We start from the raw sequence: 20,692 nt of genomic DNA on the forward strand, positions 1-20,692 counted from the left end.
AAGTCCTCGAACTTGCCGACACCGAAGGTGTCGTTGTCCGGATCGGCGGTCTCCATCTCGATCGCCTTGCCGTTGGACATCATCGGCTTGGCCGCACCGAGGGCGACGTCGCCGTCGTCCTCACGCTTGAAATAGATATTGAAGAACGCCGCGAACCGATGCCACGCCACACCCCAGTCGATATTGCGGCTGACCACGACCACCCACACCAGCGCCGCCATCAGCTTGCAGAACGCGAAGACCGAGACCGCCCCGGCGCTCGACGGCAGCACTCTGGCGATATTCATGCTGACGAAGTCGCTGGCGGCGTGCGATTCCCCGGTGTAGCTGATGACGAACGCCTTGACGCCGACCATGCTGATGCCCTCGGCGACCACGATGAACTCGACGAAATACGCCGCCAGGAAGTTCGAGCCGGAGAACCGGGACAGCCGCTCGGGCCGGCGCGGGTGGTTCAACTGCCGAATGATCACCAGCGTCAGCCCGCCGACGATGGTCCCGAGGCCGAGCAGCTCGTCGAGGAGGTGGTAGGCGAGGGTGTCACCGACCCACGGCCACGTGAACGTGGGGCTGAAGATCTGCCCCTGCGCCTGGAAGACCGTGACGAACCCGATCAGGAAGCCGACCATGACGAGCCAGTGCGCCCACCCGACGGTCCGGAACTTCACCATGCGCGTGTGCGCGGCGAATTCCTTGACCATGGTGGCGAATCGCGGCAGGAACGGCCCGAACCGGTCGGGGGCCGGCTGCCCCAGCCGGATGGTGCGCACCATCTTGCGTATCGCCAAGACAAACCCAGCCCACGCTGGGACACCGATCAGTACGGAGATGATGCCCAGTGTTATTTGCAGGGGGCTCATGCAGTGGCCTTTCACTTACGAAGGGACGCAATGTCGTTCGTCGGTCGACGCACCATAACACGCTCTAAGTTACTCGCGGGTAACAACACGCGATTACCGCTACTCGCGAGTAGGCCGACTGCGCCGCGCGTAGGCGGCCGGGTCGATACCGCGCAGTCTGCAAAGCTCGGCGAGCCCACCGGCCAACAGCACGTCCGCATTCGCCAGTGCGCGCACGGTTTCCGCGCCTAGCACCACCATGAGCTGCCGGATCTGAGCGATCCACGCGTCGATGGCCTCGATCAGCGCGTCGATGCCCGCCGCCTCGAGGATCGACAGGAAGTGTCCCGAGACCCCCACCGCCCGCGCGCCGAGCGCCAGGGCGCGGACGACGTCGAGCGGAGTTCGCACCCCGCCGGAGGCGAGCACTGTGACCCCGCGCAGCGCGGCCACTTCGGCCCCATCGACCAGGCACGCCGGGGTGGACAGGCCCCAGTCGGCGAGCAGGCCGAAGTCGGCTCGACGCCTCCTGGCGTTCTCGATGAGCGCGAAATTCGTTCCGCCGTTGCCTGATACGTCAACGATCCGCACGCCGAGGTCTGCCAGTTGCGTGACCGTATCGGCGCTGATCCCGAATCCGACCTCCTTCACGATCACCGGAACGCCGAGTGATTCGGTGAGGCGGGCGATATTGCGCGGCCAGGCCGAGAAGTCCCGATCCCCCTCGGGCATCACGATCTCCTGGATCGCGTTGACGTGCACCTGGAGCGCGTCGGCCCGCAACAGCTCCACGGCGCGTGCCGCCATCTCCGGTGTGGCATTGGCATTGACATTGGCGATGACGTAGCCGTCCGGATTCTGCTCGCGCAGCACGCGATAGGTCCCGGCCACCGAGCTGTCCGCCAGATACGCGCTCATCGAGCCCGACGCGATCGCCAGGCCGGTCTCCCGCGCGGCGATCGCCAGCCCGCGATTCACCTCGCCGGTACGGGCGCTGCCGCCAGTCATGGCGTTGATGTACAGCGGCACCGGCCACGTCGCGCCGCCCACCTCGGTGGCCAGCGAGACGGCCTGCTCCGCGGTGCCCCGCACGGCGTGGTGAACGAAGGCGACATCCTCGAACGGGGAGGGGCGCTGCCCGGCCAACGACTCCCGATGCTGCGCGACGGCCAGGCGGACATGATCGTCCTTGCGGGTGGCATAGCTCATCTGATGCTCTCTTTCCTCTCGGGTACCCGGAGATTCAGCGGTTCGATTCCGCCGGCTCGCCACCGTTGCCGCAGGGCCGGCACTCGGGCGGGATCGATCAGGGCGATCCCGCAGTCGCCGCCGCCCGCACCGGAGCTCTTCGCCACCGCGCCGAGTTCCTCGGCCAGACACCGCAATCGAGACAGTTCGCGGCTTTCGATGGCCACGCCGGAGGCGGCGGCCAGATCGCGGAGCAATCGTCCCGCCGCGCTCAGCGCGAGTTCGATCGCGCGATCGTCTCCCGCTCGGCACGCCGTCGCGAGTTGTTCGACACACCGATCGCTGGCGGCGACGAACTGCCGATACACCGAACCATGCTGTCGGGCGGCTTGTTTCATCGCCGCGACCAGGGCGCTCGAACTCGCCGGTCGTCCGACCCAGCCCACCTGCAGCGACAGTTCCCGGGGCGACGGCAATGACCGTGCCGCCAGGTGTTTCCACGGTTGCCGCAGCAGCGCCCCGAGGTCGAGGTCGCGCCGCGCCAGTGCGCTGATCAGTGCCGCGCGATCCGGGGTCCGGTAGTACACCCAGCCGCCCCGCGCCGAGGCTGCGACATCGCCTCCGGAGCAGTGCGGATCTACCGAAAAGACCGACAGCAGAGCCAGTCTCAGTTCGGTGCTGGCATCCAACGGCAACCCGTAGGCCCGGGCGGCGGCCCGCACGGCCGCGACGGTCACCGCCCCGGAGGAGCCCAGCCCATATTTGCGTCCGGTCTCGGCATCGTCCAGCTGGGAATCGATTTCCAGGGCGAAGGCGATCGGCCCCTGCCCCGACCCGGCGGCGTAGCGATCGACCATGGCCAAGGCTGCCAGTACATGGGACAGCCCGGCCGTATCGGCCTCCGCCGCCGAGACAGGCTCGAAACCCGCTCCCCGGTGGACGAATTCGATGGAACGTCCCCGGGCATGATCGGTGGTGATCGTCCGGACCGCCGGGCCGATCGACCGCGTCGGAGTCAGGCGCACACGCACATAGCGATCGACGGCGGTCAGCACCGCCGCGCTGCCCGGCTCCAGGACCGCGTATTCGCCCGCGATGTACAGCTTGCCGGGAACGGCGACCGTGATCATCGATGTCCGCTGCCGGAGAGGGCGGCGCCCGGCCCGGCTGTGGTGACCACGACCCGCTCCGCTCCCCCGGCCACCTCGGCGACGGCGGCCGCCACGGCGGCACTGTCGCGGGAATCGCACAGCACCTTCACGTTCGGACCCGCGTCCATCGTGGCCCACGCGCCGATCCCCGCGGCACGCAACTCCAGCACCCGGTCCAGCACCCGGAATGTGCCGGGGGCGAAATACCGCACGGCCGGCCGAGCGCCCAGCATGGTCGCATGCATCCCGAGGGCGTTCGCCTCGGCGATTTCCCCGACGGTCGCCAGGTCGCCCTCACTCAGCGCCCTCCGCATGCGATCCAGGTCCCGGGCGGATTCCTCCACCCACGGCGGGTAGAACGGCGAGGTGGCGACGGTCCGCCGCATGGCTTCCCTACTGGGAACCGCCTTTTCGCGGGTGTCGACCAGCGCGACCACCAGCGCCGGGTTCAGCAGCGGCGCGTCGATCGGCTCGGCGAAACTGCTCAGATCACCGGACTCGCCGTCACCCGCACCGCGCCACCACACCGCGAAGCCGCCGAAGATCGATCGCGACGCACTGCCGGACCCGCGCCGCGCGAGCCGGGACAGCGCGCAAGGATCGGGATCCAGCCCGTAGGCGGTCGCGGCGGCCAGCGCCAGTGCGGCGAAACCCGCCGCGGAGGAGGCCAACCCGGCTCCGGTCGGCACCGTGTTCACGGTATCCACCGCGGTATGCCGACGGTCGCGCGACAGCTCACGCACCAGATCCAGAAACCGCGAGACCCGCTGCGCGAACGCCTCGGGCGCCGGCGCTCCGGCGAATGTCACCCGGTCGGCGGCGAGGTCCGGCCCCACCGTGACCGTGGTCGTGGTGGGGAATTCCCGCAGGGTCAGCGACACGCTGGTGGTCATGGGCAGGTGCAGGACCTCGTCTCGCTTGCCCCAGTACTTGATCAAGGCGATGTTCGGATGCGCGACCGCTGCCACAGAATTCATGCGCGCACCGGTCTCAGCGGAACCTCGAAACACCGATGCGCGCCCGCGGCGAGCAGTGCCGCGCGGGTAGCCGGAGCATCGGTGGTCAGTGCGATGACGCAGCCGCCGAGTCCGCCGCCCGAGAGTTTCGCGCCCAGCGCGCCCCCGGCCGGTGCGGCGGCCACCAGGTCGTCCACGGCCGGACAGCTGACGCCCAACCGCACCAGAATCCGTTGTGTCGCGGTCATGGCACGACCCAGCTCGGCCAAGCGCCCGAGTCGCAGATCCTCGGCAGCACCGAGGGTGAGGTCCCCGGCCTGCTCGAGCAACTCCGCACCCACCGCGCCGAGCTCGCGGAGTCGCCCGCGCACGGTCGCCACCGCCTGCCGAGTACTCCCGGCTATCCCGGTATCGGCCACCACCAGGACCGCGCGATCGGCGCTGTCCGCCACCGGAAGTGACCTCGCCACCCCGTCCTGGAACCACAGCGGCCCGCCCGCGCCGATCACCGTGCGCGCGTCGACACCGCTGGCGTTTCCGTGCGCCAACGTCTCCGACTCCTGAATCAGCGCGAAAAGGGTTTCGCCGGAGAGCTTCCGATCCCACAGATCGGCCACCGCCGCGATGACGGCCGCGGCGACGGCCGCGCTGGAACCCAATCCGCGCTCGCTGGGGATATCGCTGTCCACTGCGACGGCCAGTCCGTCCTCCGGAACCCCGAGATGCGCGCAGACCGCCGCCATCGCCTGCCGCGACACCGCCGTGTCGCCCAGCCGCGCGGCCGTTCCCCTGGAGCGATAGGCCGTGGCCCTGACCCCGATCTGCGGCACCGGCAGCGAGATCGCCGGACGGCCGTACAGCACCACGTGTTCACCGAGCAGAATCAGTTTGGCGGCCGCCCGGCCCTTGCCGAGCGTGCCGCAATCCGAGGGTTTCGCATCCATCCTCATGCCTGAATCGGGTGACATGCCTCGTACATTCGCGAATGCTCGGTGACGGCTCGCAAACGGAACCCTCCTGCGCCGTCCACCTCCAGCACCGTCGACGAACCGTCTTCGGGCAATTCGAAATCCCTTATCGCACGATACCTTTCGTAGGAGATCGACTCCCGTCGCGCGATGGCGTCCTGATTGGACGAGGTCCGCAGCCGCTGCCGGTATCCCGGCACCATCGACAATCCGAAGAACTCCGCGACACATCCCGACCCGTAACTCAGCATCCCGACCGAGCGGCCACTCAAATCCTCGGTGTGGTCGAGCAACGACAACAGGGCCACATACAGCGAGGCCGTATAGCTGTTGCCGATCAGGCGGTTGTAGCTGGTGGTGTGTGCGAGATCCGCGTCCAGCCGAGCCATATGGGCGTCGATACCGTGGATCTCGAGCAGCCGCGCGTGGGCCTTGTAGGCCATTTTCGTGAAGGGCTGGTGATAGCAGAAGGCCGCGAAATCCTCGATCGCACGACCGCCACGGGCCTCGTAGTCCTTCCACGCCTGTTCCGCCGCTTCGAGATACAACGAGACCGACAGCTTGCCGTCGACCATCGGTGTCGAACGGTAATTCGGCCGCCAGAAATCCTGCACATTGGCGGTGTACAGGCCCGAGGTGGGTTCCAGGACGGCGACGGCCGGATCCGCCGACACCAGCATGGCGACGGCGGCCGCACCCTGCGTGGCCTCGCCCGCGGAATCGACATCGTATTTCGCGATATCGCTGGCGAGCACCAATACCCGGTGCTCGGGGTCGCGATGCACGAGCCCGGCCGCGAACTGCAGCGCCGAGGTGCCGCCGTAACACGCCTGCTTCAATTCCACCGCCCGGGTCGAGGACGACAATCCCAGCAGATCCTGCACGTAGACCGCGGCCGCTTTGGACTGGTCGATCCCGGTTTCGGTGGCGAGCAGGACGGTGCGAATGTCCCCCGCGTCGTGCTCGGCGATGATCTGCTTCGCCGCCGCGGCGGCCATGGTGACGATGTCCTCGTCCGTCGCCGGTACGGTCTGCGTGGTCTGCCCCAGGCCGACGGTGTACTTGCCGGGATCGACGCCGTGTTGCTCCGCCAGGTCCTCGAGGCTCAGCGCGTAATGCCCGGTCGCCAAGGCGATATCGTGAATTCCGACGGTCAATGCCACGTCAATTCCCTCCATCCGATGGTGAGCGTTCGAAATTCAGATGTGTCCGCATCAATTCCCCCGAGTTCGTCTGGGCCGCCATCAGCGACAGTTCGCCGCACAGGACCGCCGCCGCGGTCACCACGGCGAGACGCCGGGAGTTCTCCCCCGTCGGACGGTCGTCACGGCATCCCAGCCTGGCCAGATTCGCGGCGGCGAAATCGAGACCCTTTCCGTTGCCGACGGTTCCGACGATGAGGTTCGGCAGCGTGCACGAGAAATAGAGATCACCGTCACGGTTCTCGGCGTGCGTGATGCCCTGCGAGCCTTCGACGATATTCGCCGCGTCCTGGCCGGTGGCCAGGTAGACGGCCAGCAACATGTTCGCGTAATGCGCGTTCGCGGAACGGATTCCGCCCGCCAGGTTCGTTCCGATCAGGTTCTTCCGGACATTGAGCGCCGCCACCCGCCGCGCGGTCGTATGCAGATCGTTCTCCACCACGGCACGAGGGATCAGCAACTCGGTCACCACGTTCTTCCCGCGGCCCAGGATGCCGTTGACCGCGGACGCCTTCTTGTCGGTGCAGAAGTTCCCCGACACGGATTCGTAGCGCAGGCCCGGGAACATTCGCACGACGTACGCGAGGAGGGCATCGGCGGCCAGGGTCGCCATATTGTGGCCGGACGCGTCGCCGGTGGAGAACTCGAATCGCAGGAACAGCAGATTGCCGGCGATCTGGTGGCGGACCTCCAGCAGTTCGGCGTAGCGGCTGCATTCGGACACGATCCGGCGCAGCTCACCCATCGAGTCCGCGAGACTGCGCGCCGCCGCCAGCGCGGTGCCGGCGTCGTCGGCCTCGAGCAGCACCGACCGGGTCATCCGCTCGTCGACGAGCGTGGCCACGATGCCGCGCGCGCAGCGCCTGGTGATCTTGGCGCCGCGCGCCACCGATGGCCACAGTGGCGATTCGTATGTGGCCAACGGGATTTCGACCGGCTCGTCCACCACATTACCGGTGATCTTGACCGGCCCCACCCATCGGAGCGGGACGATTGCCGCGTCCATTTCACCCACTGTCGAAAATAGAAGGTCCCGAACAAGCGATCGGGTGAGCTGTCAGCCGACGAGCAAATCTCTGTGATTGCGATTTACATGTACCGCAACCGAAGTCGGCCACGGTATTACCGCACATGTCGATCGTCACGACAAGGGCCGAACGCGAGTTGCCGATCTCACCGGGAGAGACGCCGTGGGTGTGAGCCGTCACAATTGCGTGAACGCTCACCCCGTGCCGGGCGGTCACCTGCGGCAATGCATCGAATCACGGTGTGCAACTGCGGCTTTCACACAGTTGCACAGCCCCGGGTCGGGCGCCGCCGGGCGCGAATCGGCACCGCCTGGCATGGTAGAGGGCGGGGGGACGATCACAACGGCTGTGTTCGCAATCCCGAGCACCCTTGCCGGAATGATGCACCTGCGGTAATTTTCGATCAGGCCCAGGGGCACAACGCATTTGGAGCATTTCTAGAACGTGAATCGCGTCAAGACATCCCTAGAGATTGTATCGCTGGTCACCGCCGGATCCCCCAGATCCGAGGGTGAGGATCATTCCCACATCGAACGGTTGGTCGAGGCCGAATGGCCGTTGCCGCCAATTCTCGTTCATCGGCCCACAATGCGGGTTATCGACGGATTTCACCGCACCTCCGCCGCGCGACTGAAGGGATTCACACATATTGATGCATATCTGGTGGACGGTTCCGAGGAACTCGCATTCATAGTCGGGGTCCGCGAGAACACAACCCACGGCCTGCCACTGTCACTCACCGATCGGCGGACCGCCGCGGAACGGATCATGCGGACGCATCCGCATTGGTCGGATCGTTCGATCGCGACCACCGCGGGACTGTCGGCGAAGACCGTCGCATCGATCCGGGGCCGCATCCACGACGATTCACGGTCCAGCCATCGCCTGGGCAGCGACGGCCGCCTGCGACCGGTCGACACCAAGTCGGCGCGGCGGACCGCCGCCGAGCTGATCATGGCCCGGCCCGACGCCTCCCTGCGCAGCATCGCCCAAGAGGTCGGGTTGTCCCCCTCGACCGTTCGAGATGTGCGCACCCGACTCAAACGCGGGGAGGACCCCCTCCTCCACACGAATGACAACCGTAGTCTCACTGCACCATCCGAGCCAGAGAGCAAACTCTCGGACACTCTCGATCGGCTCAACTCCCCGCTCAATCCCGAGAGGCCCGCCGATCTCGGCGCCCTGCTGGGCGTGTTGTCAAGGGACCCCGCACTACGTATGAGTGCCAGCGGCCGCGACCTCCTGCGGTGGATGCATCAGCGCGCGGTGAAGAGCAGCGATCTCGAGCAGATCGCCGACGCCATTCTCCCCCATACACGGGACCACATCATCGAATTCGCGTACCAATGCGCGGTCAATTGGTCGAATATCGCACGGGATCTGCAAGGTCGCTCGGACGCAGCGCAGAACAACGAATCACTGGAGTAATCGAAATGTCAAAGATCGCCATTCTCACGAGCGGCATGCAGTACGACATCGTCGGAAAGAATCCGGAGCGTCAGGCTGCCATAGCCGCGGCGACTCCCCATGTGACGGGATTCTTGTCCGCCATGCGGAAACGCGGTTACCCCGTCTTCCACCTGCAGCTTCTCAACGAGCCCGACGATCCCCTCGCCGAGCGGTACGACGGGCGCATCCCCGCGCTTCGAGGCACGGAGGGCGCCGATGTGATTCGCGAGTTCCTCGACTCCGACGACATCATTCAGGAGCGGAGCAAGGACAGCGGTTTCTACGAGACCGATCTGCACGAGCGACTCCAGGCGATCGGGGTCGAGACCCTGATTCTCATCGGCCTGCAAACCCAGATCTGTATTCAGACGACGGCGGCCGACGCGTTCTTTCGCGGATACATCGTCGGGGTGCCGAGCGACTGCGTTTTCTCCGCCGTCGAAGCCGACCGGCTGCGGGCGCTCGAATGGCTCGAGGGGTACTGCGCCACCGTTGCCGATTCCGAGGAGATCATTCGGACGCTGGATGAGAACGGCGGACTGCCCCGGAAGGAAACCAAGACACCGTGACTCTCGCGACCCAGCAGATTCAACTCGACCACGGCACGGGTGCGACCTTGTCGGGCGAACTCGTGGCATTCATCGCGGAAACGTTGGGCGACGTCTACATCGGCGAGATGGAGGACAGCGCCGTCCTCCCCGTCGAGGGCAGCCGGATCGCGATGACCACGGACAGTTTCGTGGTCGATCCGCCGTTCTTCGGCAATGGCGATATCGGGAAGATCGCGGTCTGCGGGACCGTCAACGATCTCGCGGTCTCGGGGGCCACCGCGCGCTATCTCACGCTCGGATTGATCCTCGAGACGGGACTGCCGTTCGATCGCCTGTTCCGCGTGCTGACCTCCATTCGGGAGACCGCGCGCGAAGCCGGCGTGCAGATCGTGTGCGGCGATACCAAGGTGGTGCGCGCCGGGGAAGCGGACCAGCTGTACCTCAACACCAGCGGGGTCGGCTTCTTCGCTCGCGAGCCCCTGCGGATGGACTCCGTGCGCCCCGGGGACGCGGTCATCCTGTCCGGCCCGATCGGTAATCACACCGTCCATCTGCTGTCGATTCGGGAAGGTCTGGGCTTCGAAAGCCGGGTCCTCAGCGACTGTGCGCCGCTCAACACCATGATCGACCGATTGTTCGCCACCGTGCCCGCCGGGTCGATTCACTCGATGCGCGATGTCACCCGGGGCGGACTCTCCGCGGTGCTGCACGAGTACGCGGGCAAGCTGGACAAGGCCATCGTGGTCGAGGCTCCGGCCCTGCCCATCCAGCACGAGACCGCGATGGCGGCGGACATGCTGGGGATCAATCCGCTGCACTGCGCCAACGAGGGTTGCGTGGCGATCTTCATCGATCCCGCGACGACCGATGCGGTCCTGGCCGCACTGCACGGGCACGAGTACGGACGGCACGCCGTGGCAATCGGTGAAGTGACTGCGCGAGAGGGCGCTTCGGTGCTGCTGAGGGATTCCGCGGGTCGCGAATCGGCGCTCCAACCGCTGCTCGGCGCAGAGCTGCCCCGGTTGTGCTGAGTCGTCATGACCGAACAAGCAACCTGGCAGATCAGGGTCACCGGTGTCGTTCAGGGCGTGGGCTATCGCCCGTTCGTCTACAAGCTCGCCCGTGAACGGCAACTGGCCGGATGGGTTCGCAATGATCCCGAGGGCGTGCTCATAGAGGCGAGCGGATTCGAGTCCGTGCTGCGGCTGTTCAGCGAGGAATTGGCGAGCAAGGCTCCGGAACTGGCGAGGGTCGACAGCGTGGTCACCCTCGGCAGGTCGGCCGGACGGTCGGAGGCCACCGGCTTCGACATCGTGCACAGCGAGCACACCGGGGCGAAAGCGGCTCTGGTACCGGCCGATACGCACGTGTGCGCCGACTGCCTGGCCGAGCTGCGCGATCCGGCCGACCACCGCTATCGCTACCCGTTCATCAACTGCACGAACTGCGGTCCCCGGTATTCGATCATTCGCGCACTGCCCTACGACCGGTCGCAGACCACGATGCACTCCTTCGTCATGTGCGAGCGATGCGACCGCGAGTATCGGGATCCCATGAGCCGGCGCTTCCACGCTCAGCCCAATGCCTGTGCGGAGTGCGGGCCTCGCCTGTTCCTCGCCGACCGGCATGGGACGGTCATCGAGGGCGAGGATGCATTGCGCGGATGCGCAAGGGAATTGACGGCGGGACGGGTCGCGGCGATCAAGAGCGTCGGCGGTTTCCACCTCGCCGTGGATGCGCGCAACGCCGAGTCGGTGGCGTTGCTGCGCGAGCGTAAGCGCAGGGATTCGAAACCCTTCGCCGTCATGGTCCGGGATCTGGCCACCGCTCATCGGATCGTGGAGTTGTCCGCGGCCGAGGAAGCGGTGCTGAGCTCGCCCGCACGGCCGATTCTGCTCGCGCGCAAGCGTTCCGGCGCGGTGCCCGAGAACGTCGCCCCGAGGAACCCGAATCTGGGTCTGATGCTGCCCTCGGCGCCGCATCATCACCTGCTCCTGGACGAATCAGGCCTGGACACGGTGGTCATGACGAGCGGGAACCTCTCCGGCTATCCGATCGCGTATCGCAACCAGGACGCCCTCGGACAGCTCTTCGAGATCGCCGATGTGATCCTCTACCACGACCGTGAAATCGAGATCAGGGTCGACGATTCCGTGGTCCGGTTGTCCGCGCATCCCGAGTTGGACGGCCCCCTGCTGACGTTCCTGCGCAGGGCGCGCGGTTACGCGCCGTACCCGGTGGAGGTCGGGCGGCCGCTGACGCCACTGGTCGCCTACGGCGCCGAACTCAAGACGACGGTGGCCCTGTCCGCCGGTTCCCGGGTCTTCCTCAGCCAGCACATCGGCGACCTGAAGAACGACGAAACCTTTGCCTCGCACCGCAAGACGGCGGCGCACCTGGCATCGCTCTACGATCTGCGGCCCGCCGCAGGCGTTTACGACATGCACCCGCAGTTCCGCACCAGCAGTTCCCACGAAGGCATCGGTGAGCCAGGCGATCCCGTGTTCGTCCAGCACCATCATGCCCATATGGCCGCGTGTATGGCGGAGAATCGGCTCACCGGGCAGGCCATCGGTGTGGTGTTCGACGGGGCCGGCTACGGCACCGACGGCGCCATCTGGGGCGGGGAATTCCTGGTGGGCGGTTTCGACAAGGTCGAGCGGGCAACCCATCTGCGGCGTCTGGCACTGATCGGCGGCGACCGCGCGGTCCACGAACCGATCCGGACCGCGGTATCGGTCGCCTTGGACACGTTCGGCGATATCGATACCGCCGTCAAGGCCTTCCCGGCGCTCGGCCGGCTCGAGCAGGAGCGTCGGGAGGTGTATTCGACAATGTGGGCGCGAGGCATCAACTCCCCCGAAGTGTCGAGCATGGGCCGACTCTTCGACGGAGTGGCCGCCCTCCTGGATATCTGCGCATACGCCGAGTACGAAGCCCAGGGCCCGATCGAGTTGGAGGGCCTGCTCGAGCGCAACCTCGACATGGCCGATGGATACGAATTCGACTACACCGCAACCGAAGTCGACTTCAGACCTGTCATCCGCGCCATCGCCGAAGACCTCGCCGCCGACCTACCCCTCCCCGAGATCAGCCGCCGATTCCACTCGAGTGTCGTCACCATGGTCCGCCGCCGGTGCCACGACATCTCCCGCCGAACCGGCATCCGCCGGGTAGTGCTCTCCGGCGGCGTCTTCCTCAACGAATTCCTCCAGATCAACTGCCTGACAACGCTCACCCTCGACGACTTCGAGGTCCACACCCACCGCCAGGTCCCCCCGAACGACGGCGGTCTGGCCCTGGGCCAACTGCTGGTCGCCGACTACCAGCACACCACCGGAAACGGCCGCCCGGGGTAATTCAGGCACCGCAGTACGTGGTCAGCGGGGGGCGTCGGGTTCGGGGGCTTCGAAGGGGACGACCGGGCCGCGGGGCGCGAGGGGCTGGGGCGCAGCGGAATTGCCGGGGTACGGGCCGTAGAGGATGGCGGAACCGTATGGGGGCGGGGCGATGACGGCCGGCTCGGGACGCGGGCCGCCGAAGGGTAGATATTCGCCGGTGCCCAGATCGTCGGAGGTGCTCAAGGCGGCCAGCAGGAGGATCACGACGGCGGCGGCGAGCGGCTGGGCGATGAGGGCTGCCCAACCCTCCACGGAGGGAGCGAATTCCACGATGGTGTGAATGGGCGGGTGGGTCGGGCGGACGTGACGCTGTTCGGCCACCGCCTCGCCGACCACCTTGGTGAGGAACGCGCCGACCGCGGAACCGAGGATGATGCCGGTCAGCAGGACCGGGCCCCGCACCCGCCGCCAGCGCCAGGCCGCGACCGTGCCGAGCACGCCGAGCACGATGCCGATCAGCACGTAGATGGCGAGCGCGTCGAACCGGTGCAGGCTCTCACCGGTCAGGGCGGTGCCGCGGTCGGGTTCGACCACCAGCAGTTGTTCCGCCGGAGCGAGATACGCCCAGGCCACCCCGGCCAGGGCGCTCACCGCGGCGAGCGCGGCACACACCGCCGCCGCCGCACGCACTTCCCGCATCAATACCTCGACGCGTAGTCCGCCCGGCTCGGCGGCGAATGTGGCTGCCACTAGCGGTGTTCCAGGCTCGTGGAGTCGAGCACCCCGTGGCGCGAGCACTTGGCCCACCAGCCGTCGGGGCTGACCTGCACGATCATGCGGCGACCGCATTGTTCACAGAAGCGCGGCGGCTCCAGGCCCAGGGCCGCAGCGGGGGGTACCGGATCGTCCAGCCCCGGCACGACTCGCTTGCCCGTGAAAGGGTTGTAGCGCTCCTCGATGTCCACGACCACCTCGATGGATCCTTCGCGTATCGAACTCGGCGGGTAGATCAGGTCCAGGGGACAGTCGGCCCCCGTACCCCTACCGTACGAGACGGGTTCGGGGCCGATGCCCCGAACCCCCTTTTTTATCTCAGTGGTTTTCGCTCAGAGGGTTTCGTTGAGCGCCTTGATCGGCATCTTCAGCTCGCCGAGCAGATCGATGTCGGACTCGGCCGGGCGACCCAGGGTGGTCAGGTAGTTGCCGACGATGACGGCGTTGATGCCGCCCAGGATGCCCTGCTTGGCGCCCAGGTCGCCGAGGGTGATCTCGCGGCCGCCGGCGAAACGCAGGATTGTGCGCGGCATGGCGAGGCGGAAGGCGGCGACGGCGCGCAGCGCGTCGGCGGCCGGGAGCACCTCGAGGTCACCGAAGGGGGTGCCCGGGCGCGGGTTGAGGAAGTTCAGCGGCACCTCGTCGGGCTCCAGCGAGGCCAGGTCGGCCGCGAATTCCGCACGCTGCTCCAGGGATTCGCCCATGCCGAGGATGCCGCCGCAGCAGACCTCCATACCGGCCTCGCGCACCATGCGCAGGGTCTCCCAGCGCTCGTCGTAGGTGTGGGTGGTGACCACGTTCGGGAAGTGCGAGCGCGCGGTCTCCAGGTTGTGGTTGTAGCGGTGCACGCCCATGGCGGCCAGCTGGTCCACCTGCTCCTGGTTCAGCATGCCCAGCGAGCAGGCGACCTGGATGTCGACCTCGTTGCGGATGGCCTCGACGCCGGCGGCGACCTGCGCCATCAGGCGCTCGTCCGGACCGCGCACCGCGGCCACGATGCAGAACTCGGTGGCGCCGGTCTTGGCGGTCTGCTTGGCCGCCTCCACCAGCGAGGGGATGTCGAGCCAGGCGGCGCGCACGGGCGACTGGAAAAGGCCGGACTGCGAACAGAAGTGGCAGTCCTCGGGGCAACCACCGGTCTTGAGCGAGATGATGCCCTCGACCTCGACCTCGGGGCCGCACCACTTCATGCGGACGTCGTGCGCCAGGCCGAGCAGCTCCTCGAGCCGCTCGTCGCCGAGCCGCAGGACCGCGAGGGTCTGCTCCTGGGTCAGGCCGACGCCGCGCTCGAGCACCTGCTCGCGAGCGATGGCGAGGATGTCATCGCCAGCGTTGGTACCGGCGTCGGTGGTGACGGCTACCTGGGTCATGTCCGCGGGAATCCCTTCGTCCGGCCGCGTGGCCGAGCAACTTGAACGGTGTTCAGGGTAGGCTAGCAGCCCGGAACGTGAGCCGGAACACGAGAGGGTCGGAATCTTCAGTGCAACTCCATCGCACGGACGTGGTCGACGGGGCCATCGCCATCCTCGACCAGTACGGGCTGGCGGATCTCACCATGCGCCGCCTGGCCACCTCACTGCACGTCCAACCCGGTGCGCTGTACTGGCACTTCCCCAACAAACAGGCGCTGCTCGGCGCGGTCGCCGACCGCATTCTCGCGCCCATGGACGAACCGGTCCGGGCCGAGGAATGGTCCAAGCAGATGACCGAACTCGCGCACCGGCTGCGCGAGAGCCTGCTCGCCTACCGCGACGGGGCCGAACTGGTCTCGGCCACCTACGCGTCCCGCCTCACCACCAGCAAGGGCCGGGAACGACTGGCCAGCGCCGCGATTCGCGCGGGCATGACGCGCGAGGAGGCCGAACTGGCCGCCTACACGCTGCTGTACTACGTGCTCGGGCAGACGGTGGACGAGCAGTCGCGCATCCAGATGGATTCCGCGGGCGCGCTCACCGAGGAGAACTCGCCGCTGTACGACATGCCCGACGCCACCGCGCGATTCGACTTCGGGTTGCAGCTGTTCGTGAGCGGCGTGCGACATCTGCTCGGTTCGCGAATCCGCTGATCCGCGCGAACGACCGCGAATCGAGCTCCGGCACGGGCTGATCGGGGCCGGACATCGGGATCTACCGACCAGTCGGAACCGGCGAAGATTCCGGACGGTAGGGTTCCCCTCGTCGATAGGCGGGTGCGGGAATCCGGTGGGAATCCGGAGCGGTCGCGCCACTGTGAGCACCGGATCCCGGTGCGAGTCAGACCTCCCCCGCCGCGCAACACTCTGGAGAGGCCGCGTCATGCCCGAGGAGCTACCGCGATGAGCCGCGCGCGGACCTCGCTCGCCCTGCCCGTCATGGGGGCGCTGCTGGTCGTGGCCATGATCGTCGCGACGGGCTTCGGCGCGGAGACGATCCCGGTGCGCGAGGTGCTCGCGGTCCTGCGCGACCGGCTGACCGGCACCGCGCACGCCGATCTGGGGCTCGACACCATCGTGTGGCAATTGCGGGTGCCGCGAACCGTTCTCGCCGCCATCGTCGGCGCGGGCCTGGCGGTCGCCGGGGCGGCCATGCAGACCCTGGTCCGCAACCCCCTCGCCGACCCCTACCTGCTGGGCGTCTCCTCCGGCGCGGGCGTCGGCGCGGCGGCGGTCATCACCTCCGGGGTGTTCGCCGGAGCCGGACTCTGGGCGCTCTCGGCGGGCGCGCTCGCCGGGGCCTTCGCCGCCGCGGCCGCGGTCTTTCTCATCGCCCTGGCCCAAGGCGGCCTCACGCCACTGCGGCTCGTGCTCACCGGCACGGTGCTGGGCTCGGCCTTCGCCGCCTTCAGCAGCTATCTGATCTTCCGCAGCAGTGACCCGTCCGCCGCCCAGTCGGTGCTGTTCTGGCTGCTGGGCAGCCTCTCCGGCGCGGACTGGACCCGAATCCTGTTGCCCGGCTGCGTGGTCGCGGCCTGCCTGGCGGCCCTGCTGCTCGCCGCCAACTGGCTCGACGCGCTGAACCTGGGCCCGGACACGGCCGCGTCCATCGGAGTTCCGGTGCGCGAGTTGCGGATCGCCCTCTTCGTCCTGCTCGCGGTCCTGGTCGGAGTCCTGGTGGCGGTCTCCGGCGGCATCGGCTTCGTCGGCCTGGTGGTCCCGCACGCCGCCCGCCTGCTGGTCGGGCCGCGCCACCGCGTCCTGCTGCCCGCGAGCGCCCTGTGCGGCGCCACCTTCCTGGTCGTCGCCGACGCCGCCACCCGAGTCCTGGTCCGCCCCACCGAGATCCCGGTCGGCGTCCTCACCGGACTCATCGGAGCCCCCGCCTTCCTGCTCCTCATGGGCCGCCGCACCTACCGATTCGGCACCGCATGAGGCCCGGCCACCCGCACGACGCCGCTCCGGAGACCTCCGAGGCCATCGCCGCAGCGGACCACCGCGACGCGCTCACGACGAGCGGGCCGAGCAGCCGCGACCTCCCGGCCCCGAATGGCCTGGCGCCACGACGGCGCCGGCGTGGGTGGCGGAACAGCGCGATGCGGCGACACCACACGGCCGCGGAGAGCCCCGGCGTGCTCCAGGTGGCAGCGCTGGCCTGCGGGGCGGGGCGCCGCACGGTTGTCACGGACGTCGACTTCACGGTGTCACCGGGCGAAACGGTGGGAATCGTCGGACCGAACGGTGCGGGAAAGACCACCCTGTTGCGAACGCTGGCGGGTTTGATCACGCCCGCCGCGGGCGAGGTCACGGTGGATGGCCGTCCGGTGCACCAGGTTTCGGCGCGGGAGCGGGCGCGGCTGGTGGGTCTGGTCGGGCAGGACGAAGCGCCGCCCACCGATCTGCTGGTCGGTGAGCTGGTGGCACTGGGCCGGACGCCGTATCTGCCGCCGTGGGGGGCGGGCGGCCCGGGCGAACGGGCAGCCGTCGAACGGGCATTGCGCCAGGTGGATCTGGCCGGGTTCGAGGGCCGCGCGGTGCGGCGGTTGTCGGGCGGGGAACGGCAGCGGGTGCTGCTGGCGCGGGCGCTGGCCCAGGACACGCCGGTGCTGCTGCTGGACGAGCCGACCAATCATCTGGACGTCACCCATCAGCTCGAATTGCTGGCGCTGACCAGGGAATTGGCGCGGACCGTGGTGATGAGCCTGCACGATCTCACCCTCGCGGACCGGTTCTGCGATCGGGTGCTGGTGCTGGACGCGGGCCGGGCGCGCCCCCTGGAACCTCCCGGCGCGGCGCTGCGCCCCGAAGTACTCGCCGAGGTGTTCGGCGTCCTGGCACGCCGGGTGCCCGACCCGGACTCGGGCGGCACGCACCTCGTGATCACCGGACGAAAGGCGAACTCGTGAACAAGATCCCGGCACGCACCATCCGGACCGACGCGGCACGCGTGGCGCGACGGGTTCGTCACGACGGGGCGGGCGGCGGCCGGCGCGGGACCTCCGCGGCCGCCGTCGCCCGCGGCGCCCGGCGAGCGCTCGCGGTGGCGGCAGTCGCCGGGGTGCTCGGCGCGTGTGGGTCACCGCAGGCCGCGACCGGCAATCTGACAGTGCGCAATTGCGGCGTCGACCAGAAGTTTCCGTCGCCCGCGCAGCGGATGTTCGTCAATGACGGGAATCTGATCTCGATGGTTCTGGCGCTGGGGGCGGCGGAGCAGACCGTCGCGGTGTCGAGCCTGAAGCGGGACGCCGACACGCTGCGCAAGCATTACGGGGACGGAGTGGACCGGCTGAATTCGGTTGCGCCGGACTATCCCTCGCGGGAGACGGTGCTCGCGCAGCGACCGGACATGATGGTGGCGGGCTGGAACTACGGGTACTCGGAGTCGGCGAATCTGACGCCGGAATCGTTGCGGGCGGCCGGGGTCGCGCCGTACGTGCTCACCGAGAGCTGCCGCCGGCCCGGTGGCGAGCGGGGCGTGGTGGACGCCTGGACCGCGCTGCGCACGGATCTGACCGCGCTGGGCGCGATCACCGGGCGCGCGGACCAGGCGGCGCGGGTCACCGGGGATCTGGATCGCCGACTGTCGTCGCTGCTGGCCGCGCCGCAGCCGGAGCGGCGGCCGACGGTGTTCCTGTTCGACAGCGCCTCCGACACCGTCTTCTCCAGCGGGCAATACGGTGCACCGCAGGCGATCCTGGAGGCGGCGGGCGCGCGCAATGCTCTCGCGGATGTGGCCGACACCTGGACGGCGGTGTCGTGGGAGCGGCTGGCGGCGGCCGACCCGGACGCCATCGTGTTCGTCGACTATCCGCCGCAGACCTTCCAGCAGAAGGTGGATCTGCTGCGCGGCAAGCCGGGCATCCAGAATCTGCGGGCGGTCACACAGGGCCGGTTCCTGAACCTGCCGTACGCGCTGTGGACCAGCGGGCCGTTGAACATCGACGCCGCCGAGCAGGTGCGGGCGCAGCTGGAACGCTGGAACCTGGTGCCCGCTTCGGGGATTCGTCCGGCCGCCGACGACGCGGTGCGCTAGGCGGGCCACACCGAGCGCTGAGCGGGCCACACCGAGCCACCGGCCCGGACCCCCGTTCAGTGGCCGACCGCGGCGGCTCCGGACTGGTCCCGCCACAACTGCCGCACGAACGGCACCACCTGCTGTTCGATGACGGTGTTGTATTCCTGTGGCCGCTCGATCGGGTTGGCGTGCCCGGTGGTTCGAGTGGTCACCACCAGCAGGGTCCCGCGCACCCCGCCGACCCGGTCGATGAGCACCTGGTGCGAGTACTCGACGTTCACCACCGGATCGTCGTACGGGTCGTGCGGCCGGATGAACACGATGGCCGGGCGAGGTTTGCCCGCCGCGGGTTTGGCCAGCGCCCGCAGGTCGTCGACCGCACCGCCCGCCACGATGGCCTTGAACTGCGCCTCGATCAGCCCGTTGCTGGCGGCGTCGGTATTGAGGATCTTGGACCGCAGCACGTCGTCGACCGCGCGCCGGAACTCGCCGCCGCGGATCACGTAGCGCCCGCCGACGAAACGGTCATGGCGCGCATACACTTCCACGACCAGCCGCAGCATCCGGCTCTCCCGCGCCCCGGGCACCCAGCCCATCCAGCGCAGCATCTCCTCGCCCTGGTCGCGGCTCTCGGGCCGCACCGCGTTCAGATCCACCGGCGTGCAGTCCAGGATCACCGCCCGCACCCGGGCGCCTCCGCTGTCCTCGTGCAGGTGCTTGGCGATCTCGAGCGCGATGACCCCGCCCATGCTGTGCCCGGCCAGCACCACGTTCGGCACCTTGGCGGCGTCGGTGACCTTCACGATGAGATCCGCGATCACCTTGGTGTCGATACCGGTGTTGTCGTAGCGGACCGCCCACACCGATCCCAGCCGCGACAGTGACGGCAGCGCCCGCGCGGTGTCCCCGGCGTCGAGCACGCCCAGCCCGACCAGATCGAAGACGGCGGTGTCGGTGGCCTGTAGTTCCGCGGGCGCGGCGATGGGCAGCACCGACGGTTCGGTGCGGGCCAGCCGATCCTGTTCGGGCAGCACGTCCAGGCCGATGTACTCGACGAACGCGCCCAGCGCGACCAGCGGAACCAGGCCCAGTCGCAGGGCCAGCAGCCGGGCCCGGCGGAAGCGTCCCCAGCGCGCGCCGAGCCGGGTGGATCGCAGCCGGGCGCGCCGTCGCCGATCGTCGTAGTCGGCGGCGCCGGACGGATGCGGGAACCCCGGCAGGGCCATCAATCCACTGTACGAATTTCCGGCTCGTCATCCAGGCTTGTGCTGGGTGTCATCTGCTGATATCGCAGGCTTCACCTGCGCGTGCCGCGGCGTGGATCAGTGTCCCTCGGCGCGTTCGGCGAGGGCGGCGAGATTGTGCAGGGCCGTGCGGAAGCCGACCTCGTTGTCCTCCGGGGACAGCCCCGGCGGCAGATTGTCGTGCCGGGCGGTGACGCGGGTGCCGCCGGGCGCGTCGTCGAGGGTGTAGGTGACCGTCATCTCGCCGGTCAGTTCCGGATTGTCGGTCTCGAACTCGATGGTCTGCACCACCTCGCGGTCGGGGACGACGCGGGCGAAGACCCCGTGGAAGGTGTCGGTGTGCGGGCTCGTCTTGCCGGCCTCGGTGGGCAGGTCGTAGGTCAGCGAGATGCGGAACCGCCCGCCGACGCGGGCATCGAATTCGTGGACGCGGCTGGTCATTCCGTCGGGCACCATCCAGGTCCGCACCGAATGCGCGTCCAGGAGGGCGCGGAAAACGCTGGGACGCGGAGCGCCGACGAACTTCTCGACTCGAGTGGAAGGCACGGGCGCCACCCTACGCCCGATGTGACCAA

Annotated in this window: 19 protein-coding genes, 1 pseudogene and 1 riboswitch; of the genes and pseudogenes, 8 read left to right on the top strand and 12 right to left on the bottom strand. The window is 68.3% G+C overall.

The features are described from left to right. The 7 genes and pseudogenes from ABZ412_RS30980 to ABZ412_RS31010 form a co-directional block, all read right to left on the bottom strand. Positions 1–860, bottom strand: a pseudogene (locus ABZ412_RS30980) (Fe-S oxidoreductase); the annotation flags it as partial. A gap of 99 nt (positions 861–959) precedes the next feature. Further along, positions 960–2,048: a type 2 isopentenyl-diphosphate Delta-isomerase gene (fni, locus tag ABZ412_RS30985; RefSeq protein ID WP_357287252.1), complete on the bottom strand. Its 1,089-nt coding sequence runs from the start codon at positions 2,046–2,048 to the stop codon at positions 960–962. After that, the gene (locus ABZ412_RS30990) at positions 2,045–3,157 is read right to left on the bottom strand and encodes a phosphomevalonate kinase (protein ID WP_357287254.1); all 1,113 of its coding nucleotides are present in this window, start codon (positions 3,155–3,157) and stop codon (positions 2,045–2,047) included. Before ABZ412_RS30990 ends, fni begins: the two co-directional genes overlap by 4 nt. Continuing rightward, on the bottom strand, positions 3,154–4,155 hold the full coding sequence (mvaD, locus tag ABZ412_RS30995) for a diphosphomevalonate decarboxylase (RefSeq protein WP_357287257.1): 1,002 nt from the start codon (positions 4,153–4,155) through the stop codon (positions 3,154–3,156). Before mvaD ends, ABZ412_RS30990 begins: the two co-directional genes overlap by 4 nt. Then, complete coding sequence (mvk, locus tag ABZ412_RS31000) at positions 4,152–5,078, bottom strand: mevalonate kinase (RefSeq protein ID WP_357287260.1); 927 nt, start codon at positions 5,076–5,078, stop codon at positions 4,152–4,154. The genes mvaD and mvk overlap by 4 nt, the downstream gene beginning before the upstream one ends. Positions 5,079–5,080: 2 nt before the next feature. Next, the gene (locus ABZ412_RS31005; RefSeq protein ID WP_357287261.1) at positions 5,081–6,265 is read right to left on the bottom strand and encodes a hydroxymethylglutaryl-CoA synthase; all 1,185 of its coding nucleotides are present in this window, start codon (positions 6,263–6,265) and stop codon (positions 5,081–5,083) included. A 1-nt stretch (position 6,266) separates the two neighbouring features. Then, positions 6,267–7,310 carry a hydroxymethylglutaryl-CoA reductase gene (locus ABZ412_RS31010; RefSeq protein WP_357287264.1) on the bottom strand — a complete coding sequence of 348 codons (1,044 nt, stop codon included), beginning with the start codon at positions 7,308–7,310 and terminating at the stop codon, positions 6,267–6,269. Between the two features lie 466 nt (positions 7,311–7,776). Here ABZ412_RS31010 and ABZ412_RS31015 point away from each other — a divergent pair, with 466 nt between their 5' ends. From ABZ412_RS31015 to hypF, 4 genes are read left to right on the top strand one after another with little or no spacing between them, the layout of a single operon-like run. After that, positions 7,777–8,760, top strand: coding sequence for a ParB/RepB/Spo0J family partition protein (locus ABZ412_RS31015; protein ID WP_357287267.1), 984 nt, complete (start codon positions 7,777–7,779; stop codon positions 8,758–8,760). A gap of 5 nt (positions 8,761–8,765) precedes the next feature. After that, positions 8,766–9,350: a cysteine hydrolase gene (locus ABZ412_RS31020; RefSeq protein ID WP_357287270.1), complete on the top strand. Its 585-nt coding sequence runs from the start codon at positions 8,766–8,768 to the stop codon at positions 9,348–9,350. After that, entirely contained in the window at positions 9,347–10,363 is a 1,017-nt protein-coding gene (gene hypE / locus ABZ412_RS31025) for a hydrogenase expression/formation protein HypE (protein WP_357287273.1), read from the top strand. Before ABZ412_RS31020 ends, hypE begins: the two co-directional genes overlap by 4 nt. Positions 10,364–10,369: 6 nt before the next feature. Continuing rightward, entirely contained in the window at positions 10,370–12,691 is a 2,322-nt protein-coding gene (hypF, locus tag ABZ412_RS31030) for a carbamoyltransferase HypF (RefSeq protein WP_357287276.1), read from the top strand. A 21-nt stretch (positions 12,692–12,712) separates the two neighbouring features. On the opposite strand, the gene ABZ412_RS31035 is transcribed toward hypF, so the two are convergent. The 3 genes from ABZ412_RS31035 to bioB all read right to left on the bottom strand — a co-directional run bounded on the left by ABZ412_RS31035 (position 12,713) and on the right by bioB (position 14,817). Then, positions 12,713–13,423, bottom strand: coding sequence for a DUF2567 domain-containing protein (locus tag ABZ412_RS31035; protein ID WP_357287279.1), 711 nt, complete (start codon positions 13,421–13,423; stop codon positions 12,713–12,715). After that, entirely contained in the window at positions 13,423–13,638 is a 216-nt protein-coding gene (locus ABZ412_RS31040; RefSeq protein ID WP_213561023.1) for a hypothetical protein, read from the bottom strand. Before ABZ412_RS31040 ends, ABZ412_RS31035 begins: the two co-directional genes overlap by 1 nt. Positions 13,639–13,779: 141 nt before the next feature. Then, positions 13,780–14,817 (bottom strand): biotin synthase BioB, encoded by a 1,038-nt coding sequence (gene bioB / locus ABZ412_RS31045; RefSeq protein WP_357287282.1) that lies wholly within the window; start codon positions 14,815–14,817, stop codon positions 13,780–13,782. Between the two features lie 110 nt (positions 14,818–14,927). Here bioB and ABZ412_RS31050 point away from each other — a divergent pair, with 110 nt between their 5' ends. The 4 genes from ABZ412_RS31050 to ABZ412_RS31065 all read left to right on the top strand — a co-directional run bounded on the left by ABZ412_RS31050 (position 14,928) and on the right by ABZ412_RS31065 (position 18,891). After that, the gene (locus ABZ412_RS31050) at positions 14,928–15,512 is read left to right on the top strand and encodes a TetR/AcrR family transcriptional regulator C-terminal domain-containing protein (protein ID WP_357095181.1); all 585 of its coding nucleotides are present in this window, start codon (positions 14,928–14,930) and stop codon (positions 15,510–15,512) included. Between the two features lie 83 nt (positions 15,513–15,595). Next, positions 15,596–15,728: riboswitch (cobalamin riboswitch) on the top strand. A gap of 33 nt (positions 15,729–15,761) precedes the next feature. Further along, positions 15,762–16,793: an iron ABC transporter permease gene (locus tag ABZ412_RS31055; protein ID WP_357287284.1), complete on the top strand. Its 1,032-nt coding sequence runs from the start codon at positions 15,762–15,764 to the stop codon at positions 16,791–16,793. Positions 16,794–16,954: 161 nt separating this feature from the next. Continuing rightward, positions 16,955–17,764, top strand: coding sequence for an ABC transporter ATP-binding protein (locus ABZ412_RS31060; RefSeq protein ID WP_357287287.1), 810 nt, complete (start codon positions 16,955–16,957; stop codon positions 17,762–17,764). Then, positions 17,761–18,891, top strand: a complete 1,131-nt coding sequence (locus ABZ412_RS31065; RefSeq protein WP_357287290.1) for an ABC transporter substrate-binding protein — start codon at positions 17,761–17,763, stop codon at positions 18,889–18,891. The genes ABZ412_RS31060 and ABZ412_RS31065 overlap by 4 nt, the downstream gene beginning before the upstream one ends. A gap of 56 nt (positions 18,892–18,947) precedes the next feature. Here the strand turns inward: ABZ412_RS31065 and ABZ412_RS31070 are convergent, their stop codons facing one another. Next, the gene (locus ABZ412_RS31070; protein WP_357287293.1) at positions 18,948–20,099 is read right to left on the bottom strand and encodes an alpha/beta hydrolase; all 1,152 of its coding nucleotides are present in this window, start codon (positions 20,097–20,099) and stop codon (positions 18,948–18,950) included. 96 nt (positions 20,100–20,195) lie between these two features. Beyond that, positions 20,196–20,663 carry an SRPBCC family protein gene (locus ABZ412_RS31075; RefSeq protein WP_357287296.1) on the bottom strand — a complete coding sequence of 156 codons (468 nt, stop codon included), beginning with the start codon at positions 20,661–20,663 and terminating at the stop codon, positions 20,196–20,198. Positions 20,664–20,692 lie beyond the last annotated feature (29 nt).

The sequence above is a fragment of the Nocardia sp. NPDC005746 genome, assembly GCF_040630785.1.
In the GTDB taxonomy this organism is placed as follows: Bacteria; Actinomycetota; Actinomycetes; order Mycobacteriales; family Mycobacteriaceae; genus Nocardia.